Source organism: Candidatus Merdisoma sp. JLR.KK011 (assembly GCF_036941125.1).
Classification (GTDB): domain Bacteria; phylum Bacillota; class Clostridia; order Lachnospirales; family Lachnospiraceae; genus Laedolimicola.
In genome coordinates, this window is sequence record NZ_JAYWSZ010000003.1 from 849,173 (window position 1) to 861,968 (window position 12,796).

Sequence of the window (12,796 nt, forward strand, 5' to 3'; positions counted from 1 at the left end):
TTTTGGAAGACGGCGTCCGGCTTGCCTTGTCTGTGACAGAAGAGAAATGGAGATTACAAATGGAAATACAATTATGGCGAGAGATTCTCAATCCTTATGAGCTTGCCGTCAAGGAAGTGACAACAAAGTTTAACCATTTGATAAAAGAACACAAGGACAAAGGTATTTACTGCCCCATTGAGCGTGTGGAGGGGAGGGTGAAGACCATTGCCAGTATTCTTGATAAGTGCCAGAAAAAAAAGATTGCGCCGGAGCGCATTGAGGATCGGATCGTGGATCTGGCCGGCATCCGGATCATCTGCCAGTTTGTGGAGGACATTGACCGGGTGGTGGAGATCATCCGCAACCGCAATGACATGGATGTGAAGCAGGAGCGTGACTATATCCGCCAGATGAAGACCTCCGGCTACCGCAGCTATCATATGATTATTTTTTACGAGGTGGACACCTTAGAGGGCCCTAGAAGACTGCAGATGGAGGTGCAGATCCGCACCATGGCCATGAATTTCTGGGCGACGGTGGAGCACTCCCTTCAGTACAAGTATAAGCGGAATATTCCGGAGCACATCAGAGAGCGGCTTTTGAATGCGGCGGACGCTATCATTGTCCTGGACAATGAGATGTCCAATGTGCGCAGCGAGATTATGGACGCCCAGATTTCCTTCCAGATCCAGGCGAATATTGTGGCGGATATTCTGAACAACATTCAGAATCTCTATAATGTGGCAAACAAACGGGAGATTGTAAAGATTCAGGATGAATTTTACCGGATTTATGCCATGAACGATATAGAAAAGCTGGAGCGGTTTGACAAGCAGCTGGATCTTATTGCCGAGGGCTACCGGGCCCAGGCTTTGTCGGATACTACGAAGATTACGTAAAGCAGTAATGTTACGGAACTGAAAACAGTAATGTCTCCTGCAGCCTGCAAATCAAATTTCAGGCATAGGTATTTATGGCTGAAAATGGATTCAGACAGGGTGTGCCGGAGGAGATATGACAGGACTTACGATAGGTACAAAAGGTATGGCAATGGAATTACCGGAAGCATTTTTGGAACATATGAAGGATTTACTGGGAGACGATTACGAGGCGTATCTGGAGAGCGGAACAAGCGCCGGCTTTCGGGGGCTCAGGGTAAATACTTCCAAGGCGGAGGCGGAGAAATTTGAAGAAATTTCTCCTTTTCCATTGGAAGAGATTCCCTGGATTCCAAATGGCTTTTACCTGGAGGCGGATGCTCCGGCTTCCAGGCATCCTTACTATGCGGCGGGACTTTATTACCTCCAGGAGCCCAGCGCCATGACGCCGGCAGCCTTTCTTCCCATTCAGGAGGGAGACAGGGTTCTGGATCTCTGCGCAGCGCCGGGAGGCAAGGCCACGGAGCTGGCGGCCCGCCTTGGAGGGACGGGGCTTCTGGCAGCCAATGACATCAGCAATTCCAGGGCCAAGGGGCTTTTGAAGAATCTGGAGCTTTTCGGACAGGGGAATATCCTTGTTACCAGTGAAAGCCCGGAGCGTCTGGCTTCTTATTTTCCGCAGTTTTTTGATAAAATCCTGGTTGACGCTCCTTGTTCCGGGGAAGGGATGTTCCGCAAGGATCCGGCCATGGTAAAGGACTGGCTGGAGCATGGGCCGGACTGGTATGCGCCGATTCAACGGGAGATTCTTGTGCAGGCGGCGCGGATGTTAAAGCCGGGCGGCATGCTTCTCTATTCCACCTGTACCTTTTCCCCCAAGGAAAACGAGGGGGCGGTAACACATCTTCTGGAATCTGAGCCTTCTTTTCGCGTGTGTCCCTTGCCGGAATACGACGGCTTTGCTCCGGGGAGAACGGAAGAATACAGAGAGAGCTTATTTTGGCAGTTAAAGCATTGCGTGCGCATCTATCCCCACCGGATGAAGGGGGAGGGACATTTTCTGGCGCTTCTGCAAAAAGGTGAGGAAGATACCGGAAAAGACGGAGAAAGCGAAGAGGCCGGAACAGAAAAAAGAACCCGGAAGCAAAAAGGAAGCTGTGGCGTCTCTCTGAAAGCGGCGCATGCCTGTCCGGAGTGGGAGGAGTTTGCAGAAACACTTGGCATCCATATTCCAAAGGAAAGCCTCCGCCTGTATGACAAAAGGCTTTATAGTCTGCCTAAGCCCCTCTGGAATTATTCTATCCGGGGCCTGCGTTTTCTCCGGACAGGCCTGTATCTTGGCGATGTGGAGAAAAAGAGGTTTACCCCAAGCCAGCCCCTGGCCATGACCTTAAGGAAGGATACCTGTAAGGTGAGCGTGGACTTTTCTTCTTCGGATCAAAGGGTAGTCCGTTATCTGAAGGGAGAAACACTCACTTTGGAGGAGGGAGATTTTGACACGGAGTTCCCCGGTTCGGGCTGGTGCCTCGTCTGTGTGGACGGATTTTCCCTGGGCTGGGGCAAGCTGGTGAACGGACAGCTCCGGAATAAATATTACCCAGGCTGGAGGTGGCAGCATGCGTCTGGATAAATACCTCTGTGATATGGGAGCGGGCACACGCTCCCAGGTAAAGCAGAAGATTCGAAAAGGGCTTGTGACCCTTGAGGGAGAAAAGGTGACGCGCCCGGAATGCCAGGTGAATCCGGGGCAGACGGTTTTGGTGGAGGGAGTACCCTTTATCTATACGGAACTGGAATATTATATGCTGAACAAGCCGGCCGGCTGCGTCTCGGCCCGGACTGACGGGCAGTGCCGGACGGTTCTGGATCTGATTGTGTCAAAAAAGCGGAAGGATCTCTTTCCGGTGGGGCGTCTGGACAAGGATACGGAAGGACTGCTGCTGATCACCAACGACGGAAAGCTGGCCCACAGGCTTTTGTCGCCCAGGCATCATGTTGACAAGACCTACGAGGCAAAAATTCAGGGCCGGGTAACGGAGGAACATGTGAAGCGCTTCCGCGAGGGGCTGGACATCGGGGAAGAACGCCTGACCCTGCCTGCCCTTTTGGAGATTTTGTCCTCCGGTGAGATATCCCGCATACGGGTGACCATCCAGGAGGGAAAATATCATCAGATTAAACGGATGTTTCATGCAGCAGGCTGCGAGGTTTTATACTTAAAGCGGCTTTCCATGGGCAGCCTGACCCTGGACGAGAGCCTACAGCCGGGGGAGTACCGTCCTCTGACGGAAGAAGAGCTGGCTGAACTGCAAAATGAAAGAAAAGGGGAAATGGATGCCGTCTAAGACCTATTTTTGGATTGGAGATCGCAAAGGAAAAGCAGGCTTCCTGTTTTGGAAGACATTGATGCGGGAGCTTTGTCCTGATGTGATTGTTGAAAGTAAGAAAAATAACAGCGAGCTTGTAAAAGCTGTAAAAGCATTGCAGGATCGGAACAATCAATATATCATCGTATTAGATCATGCATTTGACAATTTACAGGTATATAGGGAACAAAAACTGTTAAAAACTTATGCAGATGGGAAAGACAATGTTTTCTTGTTGAGTATCATATGTTTTGAGTACCTTTTGTTGGAATTTGATAAGCTGGTTGATTGGATTTACGCACCGGATGATGAATTTTTAATAAAACGGGCATGGGCAGTTAAGGCAAGGGAAATGCTGCTCCCTATGATCCGGTCGGGTGAGCTGAATTATACATCCATTCGGGAAATAGTGACAAATGATAATTATAAAAAGGAATACAATATAGAGCAGCTTTCAGCCAGACTATTATATGATTTAACAAGAAATACAGGATTTGAGATATCAAAGGGAAAGATTGGCGATTGCTGGATTCGGTCATGCTGTGAGTGGCAGGAACGACAGGAAGATGATATTTGCGGACTGGAAAACAATAGAATGTCTATTTCGGAAAAAATGAGAGCTGTTTATCAAGGAACTTCTCTGAGCAAAGAGTTTTCAAACGCCGGATTGGAGGTAGTACTATGATTACAATCTATAAGAATAAAACAGACATACCCCATGAGATGGAATATGTAGAATTGAATGATGTATATTTTAATCAAAAAACTGCTGCCAGACTGGATGAGAAGGCAAATAGAATTGTAGAATTGATTGATGAGGCAAAGCTGCTTGGAAAATATAAGATAGAGTCAAAGTTTAATGGTGTAGTATTGGATGTGGATCGTTTATCTACAGGATGTAAGACTGTTTTAAATGTATTGTATTTTCCGGAAAAAGTATTTTGTATGAAGGAGTGTGGGGATAATGCGCTGGAGGTACTGTACAGTCTGGAGAGAGGGGCTGTATATAGTGATTATGCAGTAATCCCTTTTGAGATGGGTACAGTCAAAGCAGTATCGTGTGGGAAGGTCAGAGCGATCGGTGAGTACGAGGAACTAAAGGAATGGTGGGAAGATGAAAAGTAAACCAATTGTAATGAAGCATTTTTCAACAGTTCACACATCCTTTGTAGTTGACTTTACATTTACAAATAATATTACCGTTCTCACTGGTGTGTCAGCTGCCGGAAAAACGGCTGTTTTTTCTTTTATCCGAGAGAGCATGTCATTAAATCCTGATATCGTATGCTTTAATTATCTGGATTATCAGAAAAGTATGAATGAAATACTTATGGAGATAAAAGGAAAGCTGATTGTAATAGATAATGCGGATATCTTACTGGATAATGAAACGAGGAAATATATATCTATGGATGAGCACAATCAGTATCTTATTATTGGGCGTAATCCTAAAAATCTATTCACAACGAAAGAAAATTTGTTTGAATTGGTTAGTAAAAAGAGGGGAGAAATAACAGAGTTTCGGATAGAGCCATATTTATAATATATGTTTTTTGGAAAACAGACTGTAGTAAAGGAGAAAATAAAATGCTGGAAAATATAAAAGCAGTCCTTTTTGATATGGACGGAACCCTGGTGGATTCCCTGTGGATGTGGGGAGACATTGATGTGGAATATTTGGGAAAGCATGGCTATGAGGTGCCTGCGGATCTGCAGCATACCATCGAGGGCATGAGCTTTTCTGAAGCTGCCGTTTATTTTAAAGAACATTTTCAGCTTCCGGTCAGTGTGGAGGAGATCAAAAGCGAATGGATCGAGATGGCAAAGGACAAATACGCCCATGAGGTGCCCCTAAAGCCGGGAGCCCTCCGGTTTTTAAAGTACCTAAAGGCACAGGGCATCCCTATGGGAATCGCTACAAGCAGCAGCCGGGAGCTTTTAGAGGCGGTTTTGGAATCTTTGAACCTGTCTGAATATATGGATTACTGCATGACCTCCTGCGAGGCCGGCGCAGGGAAGCCGGCGCCGGATATCTATGAGAAGGTGGCAGAAAAGCTTGGGGCCGCCCCGGAAGAATGTCTGGTATTTGAGGATACCATCGCCGGAATCCAGGCCGGGCAAAATGCCGGAAGCCGCGTCTGCGCAGTGGCGGAGGAACAGTCCGAGGGATGGAAGGAGCAGATTTTTGCACTTGCAGATTATTACATAGAAAGCTTTGACGAAATATTGGATGGAACATACCGGCGGCTGAAAGATACAAAACAGCCGTAAGGCAAAGCTGTGGGGCTGGAGATTGCTTTACATGGGAGTGTACCGTAAAAGGTATTACAGAACGACAATTAGGAGATAAAATGAAGGAACAAGGTTTTTTGCCGGCAACAAGAGAAGAGTGGGAAAGAGACTATGGGGGACAGCCGGATTTTGTCTATGTGATCGGAGACGCTTATGTGGATCACCCCTCCTTTGGCCCAGCCATTATCAGCCGCGTCCTGGAAAACCGGGGCTATACAGTCGCTGTTATCTCTCAGCCTGACTGGAAGAAAAAAGAAAGCATCCAGGTATTTGGAGAGCCCCGGCTTGCCTTCCTGGTATCCTCGGGAAACATGGATTCCATGGTGAATCACTATACCGTGTCAAAAAAACACAGAAGCAGGGATGCCTACACCCCGGGAGGCGTGATGGGAAGGCGGCCGGATCGGGCCGTGATTGTCTATAGCAATCTTATCCGCCAGACCTATAAAAAAACACCCATAATACTGGGCGGAATCGAAGCCAGCCTCCGGAGGCTGGCTCATTATGATTACTGGTCTGACAGCTTCCGCCGCTCCGTTCTGCTCGACAGCGGAGCTGATCTCATTTCCTACGGCATGGGAGAACGATCCATTGTAGAGATAGCAGACGCGTTGAACAGCGGTATGGATGTAAAGGATATGACCTTTATCGAGGGAACCATCTACCGTACCAGCCGCCCGGAAACCCTCTATGATACGCTGTTTCTTCCAGACTATGAGAGCATGTGTGAGGATAAACGGCTCTATGCGGAAAGCTTCCGAATCCAGTATCAGAACACGGATCCATTCAGTGGAAAGCGTCTGGCGGAGCAGTATGGGGAGAAGCTTTACGTGGTACAGAATCCTCCGGCAAAGCCCCTGTCCCAGACAGAAATGGATGATATCTATGCGCTTCCTTATCAGCGTGCCTGCCATCCTCACATTCTTGCACAGGGAGAGATTCCTGCGATTTCCGAGGTGCAGTACAGCCTGGTCAGCAGCCGGGGATGCTTTGGAGCCTGTTCTTTTTGTGCCCTGACTTTTCACCAGGGGCGGATCATTCAGTGCAGGAGCCAGGAATCTCTTGTAAAAGAAGCCGTGCAGATGACAAAGGAGCCGGATTTTAAAGGATATATCCATGATGTAGGAGGACCCACAGCCAATTTCCGCCATCCGGCCTGCGCAAAGCAGGAGCTTCACGGGGCCTGCAAGGATAAGCAGTGCCTTTATCCGAAGCCTTGCAGGAATCTGATTACAGACCATAGGGAGTACCGGGAGCTTTTAAAGAAGCTTCGGGAGCTTCCGGGAGTAAAAAAGGTCTTTGTCCGCTCGGGCATCCGCTTTGACTATGTATTGGCGGATCCGGATCCCTCTTTTTTGAAGGAGCTTTGCGCCTATCATGTCAGCGGCCAGCTTAAGGTGGCGCCGGAGCATGTGTCGGACAAGGTTCTGGAGAAAATGGGAAAGCCCTGCCGTGCAGTTTATGATAAGTTCTGCCAGGCGTACCGTCAGATGAATGAGAAGCTTTCCAAAAAGCAATATCTGGTTCCCTATCTCATGTCCTCCCATCCTGGATCCGGGCTTAAGGAGGCCATAGAGCTGGCAGAATACTGCCGGGATCTTGGGTATATGCCGGAGCAGGTTCAGGACTTTTATCCCACGCCCTCTACCATCTCCACCTGCATGTATTACACAGGACTGGATCCCAGGAATATGGAAGCCGTCTATGTGCCGAAGAATCCCCATGAAAAAGCCATGCAGAGAGCGCTGATTCAGTACCGGGATCCAAAGAATTATGAGCTTGTCCGGGAAGCCCTTGTAAAAGGCCGTCGGGAAGACTTGATTGGCTTTGGCCCCAAGTGTCTCCTTCGGCTCAGACAAAAAGGGCTTATGGAGGAAGAGGGAAAAAGCAATGCCCAAAGAGGGAAGAAAGATTGCAGGGCGGCGAAAAACAAAGGGATTCCAAGCTCAGGCGCATCCAATGGACAGGCCGGAAAGCGCAGGAAAAAGACAATCCGGAATGTGCATAAGTCCTCAAAAACAAAGGAGTAAAAATCAAAGAGTTGTATTTCTTAACAAAATGGGCTAAAATAAAAATGCATTAAAAAGAAGCATCCAGTAGAAAAAGACGATTAGAAATAATCGGCTTTTTCTGTAGAAAGGCCCCCATGACAAAAACGACAAAACACACTTCCGGCGGTATCTGTGCCTGTAAAAAAGAAAAAAGTATAAAGAATATTCCCTATGTCGCCGTTATCACCGGAGCATCCTCCGGCATCGGCCGGGAATTTGCCCGGCAGATAGCGGCCGCCTATCCTTCTCTGGATGAAATATGGGTATTGGCCAGAAGGCTTCCGGCTCTTCGTGAGCTGGAGGCAGAGCTTCCGGGTAAGAAGGTGCGGAGCCTTTCTCTGGATCTGACGGAAGCCTCCGCTCTGGAAGCCCTGGAAGGACTGCTGAAAAAGGAACGGCCCTGTATCCGAATCCTGGTAAACAGCGCGGGCTGCGGAAAAAGCGGCCCGGTGGAAAGCCAGAACTGGAGGGATGCCGCCCGGATGCTGGATGTAAATTGCCGCGCCCTGACGGCAGTGACCATGATTTGTCTTCCCTATCTGAGAAGAGGAAGCCGCATTATACAGGCAGTATCCGGTTCCGCTTTCCTGCCCCAGCCAGGCTTTGCCGTCTATGCCGCCGGAAAATCCTATGTACTTTCCTTTGACCAGGCCTTAGCAGCGGAACTGAGAGACAAAAAGATTACCGTAACCTCTGTATGTCCCGGCCCGGTGGACACCGAATTTTTCACAGCCGGAGGAATCACCTTAAATCCCTGGAAAAAAATCTTCCTGGCAAAGCCGGAAAGGGTGGTGAAAAAAGCGCTCTTTGATGCAGAGGCCCAAAAAGAGCTGTCGATATACGGATGTTCTATCCCCATAGTTCGTCTGGCAGAAAAGCTGCTGCCAAGAAAGCTTCTTCTTGGAATCATGCGGCGGATATTTTTGTAAGCTTATATCAATTGTTGTTTTATACCCTTGTTGAATGAGGGGATGAATGTTTTATGAAAGAGAAAGGAATTCTTCTATGAGCAAAGTTCCGAAAGGCGTCCATGGCTACACCGATGCCCACAAAAAAAGACAACTGTTAAAAACCATCCTCTTTTTTCTGCTTCCAGCCGCTATTTTCCTAATCGGTTATCTGACTACGGGGACAAAAAAGAACTACTTTACCATCATCGCCGTAGTAGGCTGCCTTCCTGCCTGCAAGGAGCTGGTGAACGTGCTTATGTTCTGGAAGCGTGTCTCCATACCGGACAGCCTGTACCGGAAGCTGGCCGCTCACATGGAGGGAAAGGAAGGAATGGAGACTGCCTACGAGCTGGTGCTGACCACCTACGAAAAGTCCTACCCCATAACAGCCCTTGCAGTCAAGGGAAATGAGATCGCAGGCTATGCCGGCGCTGCAGAAGCATACGGCTGGAAAGAGGTGGAAAAGCATATATACAAGATTCTCGGGCAAAACGGCATTTCTCAGACCAAGGTACATATTTTCACGGATCTGACGCAATTCCTGGAATGTATAGACACTCTGGCAGCCGGGAAGAAAGAAGAGATCCCCTTCAAGCCGGACGAGCGTTACCCAGGGCTTAGCCGGGAACAGGTAATACGTGAGATCATACTGGCGCTTTCCATCTGAGAGCTCCTATCATGCCGTTATCTACAGACGCAGGTTTTTGGGAGATTTTGGTGTTGCTGTTCACACGCTGCCGTTCCGGGAGGCGTTTCCGCACATTTTGTTTTGGGATTACGAGAGTTCGCAAAAATAATAGTTGACAAATAAAAAGTATGGGTATATTATAAGAAAAATTGTATATTTGGTGTATAAAAATGCGTTGACAAGGAAGAGTACCGATGACGAGACCTTCAGAGAGCCGTGGGGTGGTGTGACACGGCGGTTGGATTTTCGGGAAAATCGCCTTTGAGCAGTCCGGCTGAAGAACTTTGGACTTTGTGTAGGCCGGAACGGCAGACATCCGTTATTGTGTTCCTCATTTACATGCAGCCTTTGGGCTGTTGAGACTGAGCGGCTGTTGTATAACAGCAAGAAGAGTGGTACCGCAGAAGCTTACGGCTTTTGTCTCTTTGGAGATAAGAGCCGTTTTTTTATGCACAGCCTTATGGAGAGGAAACAAGCCTTTATGCAGCACACAGGGCGCGCGGAGGGCAGGGAAGGAGATCATTCCCTTACTCGATTGCAGTTAAAAAAGATGCGGTCATTCCGGCTGCCCAAAGCAGCGGTTGACATAGATTAATTTATTACTTTAAGGAGGAAGAATCGTTATGAAGAAAAGTATGAGATTTGCAGCCTTGGCGCTGTCCGCAGCGATGCTGCTGGGACTGACTGCCTGCGGCGGAGGAGACAAGAATGAGAGCCCGACGCAGGAGGCGCCTTCCACAGAGGAGAGCAGCGAAGCTTCGGATGCAGGAGCGGACAACGAAGCTGCAGCAGCTTCAGACGCAGTTGTTCTGAAGCTTGGAACTACCGTAAATGAGCAGGACAGCTTCCAGGTAGCTGCCGAGAAGTTTAAGGAGCTGGTAGAGGAGAGAACCAACGGCGCATATGTGATTGAGATTTATCCCAACGGAACACTGGGCGGAGAGCGTGACATGCTGGAGAGTATGCAGATCGGCACCCTGGACATGGGAATCATCACCAGCGGCCCCTTCATCAATTTCTCGGATGCAATGGGCGTTCTGGACATGCCTTACCTCTTTGCTAACAATGAGGAGGCTTATGCAGTGCTGGACGGCGAGATCGGCCGTGAGCTTCTTGACACGCTGGAGACCTCTGGTCTTAAGGGACTTGCTTATGCAGAGAGAGGCTTCCGGAATCTGACCAACAGCAAGAAGCCGATTCAGACTGCCGCCGATCTGGATGGACTGAAAGTCCGCGTGATGGAAAATGATGTGTACAAGGCAAGCTTTGAGGCCCTTGGAGTAAGCCCGGACCCCATGGCATGGGCAGACGCTCTGACGGCTCTTCAGCAGGGTACGGTAGACGGACAGGAGAACCCCATCAACGTAATCTATTCCTATAAGCTGTGGGAGTCCCAGAAGTATGTAACCCTGGATCGCCATTCCTATTCCACAGCCATCATTACCATGAGCGGAGATCTCTTTAACAATCTGGATGCAGACACCCAGCAGATTTTCCTGGATGCAGCACAGGAAGCGGCAGAGTTTGAGCGCGCCTGGGTGGCTGAGCAGGAGAGCGAGCAGCTCCAGGCTATGAAGGACAACGGCATGGAAGTCATTGAAGATCCGGATCTTGCCTCTTTCAAGGAAGCCGTACAGCCCGTGTATGACAAGTATACGCAGTATGCAGATTATGTGGCACGAATCCAGGAAGTGATTGCAGGAATGTAATCAGCAGCTTTCAATAGGATGCAGAAAGGAACCGCCTGGGAATGGGAGCATCCGAAAGCCAGATGTGAGAGAACGCTCAAGAAAAGGGGGAGTTTGATTATGATGATTGTTCGGGGAATTCACAAGATAAGTGATGCTCTGGATAAGATTGCAGAGGCAGTGATTGTGATTATGCTGGGCGCTATGGTGATCATTACCGGAGCGCAGATTGTCTGCCGTGTTTTCTTTACGGCTCTGGCGTGGAGCCAGGAGGCGACCCGCTATCTTCTGATTTGGAGCACGCTGTTTGGAGCAGGCTGTGTGTATAAGCATAGCGGCCATATTTCCATTTCTGTACTCCAGGACGTGCTGCCGGGAAAAGCGAAGGACATTCTGCAGATTGTGGTTCATGTGCTCTGCATGATTTTGTTCGGCCTGGTTGTATTTTACGGGATTCAGTACTTCGGCAGACAGGGAAGCCAGCTTTCTGCTGCTATGCGCCTGCCTATGCGGTATGTGTATATCTGCATTCCTATCGGCTGCGGTCTTATGTTCTTTCATGCACTGGATGCCGTGATTTGCTGTGTGATGCATCTTGTGGGAAAGGAGGAAGCGTGAAATGGCAGCCTTACTGTTTATAGGATTTATTGTGCTCCTTGTTTTGGGAGTTCCTGTAGCATTTTCCATTGCACTTTCTTCCGTTGCGGTGATGGCTAAGGGAGATGTTCCCCTTTTGATGATGGTGCAGCGGATGTTTACCGCTACGGATTCCTTTTCGCTGATTGCCGTGCCCTTTTTCATTTTTGCCGGGGATTTGATGGCAAAAGGAAAGGTTTCCAAGGTTCTGGTGGAATTCGCAGAAGCTATGCTTGGCATGATCAAAGGAGGTCTTTCAATCGTGGCCGTGCTGGCAGGAATGTTCTTTGCGGCCATTTCTGGTTCCGGCGCTGCGACAACTGCGGCTGTGGGAGCGACCCTGATTCCGGAGCTGAAAAAGAGAGGCTACGATGAGGCGCGCTCCGCAGCGCTGATTGCGGCGGCAGGCACCATCGGCGTTGTCATTCCGCCCTCTGTTCCCATGGTTCTCTATGCGGTGATTGCAGAGGAGAGCGTCAATACCCTGTTTAAAAACGGCTTTGTCCCCGGCGTACTGATGGGAGTGATTCTCATCGGCATTTCCCTTTTTGAGGCCGCAAAATATAATTACCCCAAGGGAACGGCATTTTCCCTGAAAAATGTAGGAAAGACGTTCTTAAAGGCTATCTGGGGGATTCTGATGCCTCTGATTATCCTGGGCGGTATTTTTTCCGGGTATTTTACACCTTCAGAGGCTGCGGACGTGGCAGTGATCTATGCGATCCTGGTGTCGATATTTGTCTATCGGGATATGGGGCCCAAGGAGCTGTATACCATTATGAAGGGCAGCGCCAAGACTTCCGCTGTCATTATGATTATTATCGCCTGCAGCGGCCCCTTTGGATGGGTGCTTGCGAACTGGAAGATTCCGGAGGCTATCGCGGGGTCTGTGCTGGGCGTGTCCTCCAATCCCTATATGATTATGCTCATGATTGCCGTCATCATCTTGATTGCCGGTGTGTTTATGGAGACCTCGTCTGCTATCATTATTTTGACGCCGGTATTTCTGCCGCTGGTTAAGGCGATGAATATCAGCCTGGTACACTTTGGCATTGTGTTTGTGGTGGGAATTGCCATCGGCATGATCACGCCTCCGGTGGCTATCAATCTGTTCGTGGCTTCTGGTATTACCGGGCTGCCCATTGAGAAGATTGCCAAGTCGGTAGTCCCCTATCTATTGGGGCTGATTGCTGTGTTTTTCCTGATTCTGTATGTGCCTATGCTGTTTCCGGGGCTGATGTAGATCGTCTTCCCGGGATCATGCC

The 12,796-nt window shown here is 49.1% G+C and carries 13 protein-coding genes and 1 other annotated feature; all 13 genes read left to right on the forward strand.

Annotation, left to right across the window (positions count from 1 at the left end; genetic code table 11):
• The first annotated feature begins 59 nt into the window (after positions 1-59).
• The 13 genes from VV089_RS04930 to VV089_RS04990 all read left to right on the forward strand — a co-directional run bounded on the left by VV089_RS04930 (position 60) and on the right by VV089_RS04990 (position 12,774).
• Positions 60-881, forward strand: a complete 822-nt coding sequence (locus VV089_RS04930) for a GTP pyrophosphokinase (protein ID WP_172543458.1) — start codon at positions 60-62, stop codon at positions 879-881.
• A 151-nt stretch (positions 882-1,032) separates the two neighbouring features.
• On the forward strand, positions 1,033-2,490 hold the full coding sequence (locus VV089_RS04935) for an RsmB/NOP family class I SAM-dependent RNA methyltransferase (protein ID WP_334336211.1): 1,458 nt from the start codon (positions 1,033-1,035) through the stop codon (positions 2,488-2,490).
• Positions 2,477-3,205, forward strand: coding sequence for a pseudouridine synthase (locus VV089_RS04940; RefSeq protein WP_334335144.1), 729 nt, complete (start codon positions 2,477-2,479; stop codon positions 3,203-3,205). Before VV089_RS04935 ends, VV089_RS04940 begins: the two co-directional genes overlap by 14 nt.
• Positions 3,174-3,911: a hypothetical protein gene (locus tag VV089_RS04945; RefSeq protein ID WP_334335145.1), complete on the forward strand. Its 738-nt coding sequence runs from the start codon at positions 3,174-3,176 to the stop codon at positions 3,909-3,911. The genes VV089_RS04940 and VV089_RS04945 overlap by 32 nt, the downstream gene beginning before the upstream one ends.
• A complete protein-coding gene (locus tag VV089_RS04950; protein WP_172543460.1) occupies positions 3,908-4,351 on the forward strand; it encodes a DUF4869 domain-containing protein in 444 nt (147 codons plus the stop codon). The genes VV089_RS04945 and VV089_RS04950 overlap by 4 nt, the downstream gene beginning before the upstream one ends.
• Positions 4,341-4,769 carry an ABC transporter ATP-binding protein gene (locus VV089_RS04955; protein WP_172543461.1) on the forward strand — a complete coding sequence of 143 codons (429 nt, stop codon included), beginning with the start codon at positions 4,341-4,343 and terminating at the stop codon, positions 4,767-4,769. Before VV089_RS04950 ends, VV089_RS04955 begins: the two co-directional genes overlap by 11 nt.
• A gap of 44 nt (positions 4,770-4,813) precedes the next feature.
• Positions 4,814-5,497: an HAD family hydrolase gene (locus tag VV089_RS04960; RefSeq protein ID WP_334335146.1), complete on the forward strand. Its 684-nt coding sequence runs from the start codon at positions 4,814-4,816 to the stop codon at positions 5,495-5,497.
• 80 nt (positions 5,498-5,577) lie between these two features.
• Positions 5,578-7,548, forward strand: a complete 1,971-nt coding sequence (locus tag VV089_RS04965; protein ID WP_334335147.1) for a YgiQ family radical SAM protein — start codon at positions 5,578-5,580, stop codon at positions 7,546-7,548.
• 116 nt (positions 7,549-7,664) lie between these two features.
• Positions 7,665-8,498 (forward strand): SDR family NAD(P)-dependent oxidoreductase, encoded by an 834-nt coding sequence (locus VV089_RS04970; RefSeq protein WP_334335148.1) that lies wholly within the window; start codon positions 7,665-7,667, stop codon positions 8,496-8,498.
• A 76-nt stretch (positions 8,499-8,574) separates the two neighbouring features.
• A complete protein-coding gene (locus tag VV089_RS04975; protein ID WP_334335149.1) occupies positions 8,575-9,186 on the forward strand; it encodes a hypothetical protein in 612 nt (203 codons plus the stop codon).
• A 187-nt stretch (positions 9,187-9,373) separates the two neighbouring features.
• Positions 9,374-9,635 (forward strand) — a binding site (T-box leader).
• 195 nt (positions 9,636-9,830) lie between these two features.
• Complete coding sequence (locus tag VV089_RS04980) at positions 9,831-10,916, forward strand: TRAP transporter substrate-binding protein (protein ID WP_334335150.1); 1,086 nt, start codon at positions 9,831-9,833, stop codon at positions 10,914-10,916.
• A gap of 99 nt (positions 10,917-11,015) precedes the next feature.
• Positions 11,016-11,513: a TRAP transporter small permease gene (locus VV089_RS04985; protein ID WP_334335151.1), complete on the forward strand. Its 498-nt coding sequence runs from the start codon at positions 11,016-11,018 to the stop codon at positions 11,511-11,513.
• 1 nt (position 11,514) lies between these two features.
• A complete protein-coding gene (locus VV089_RS04990) occupies positions 11,515-12,774 on the forward strand; it encodes a TRAP transporter large permease (protein ID WP_172543470.1) in 1,260 nt (419 codons plus the stop codon).
• The last annotated feature ends 22 nt before the right edge of the window (positions 12,775-12,796 follow it).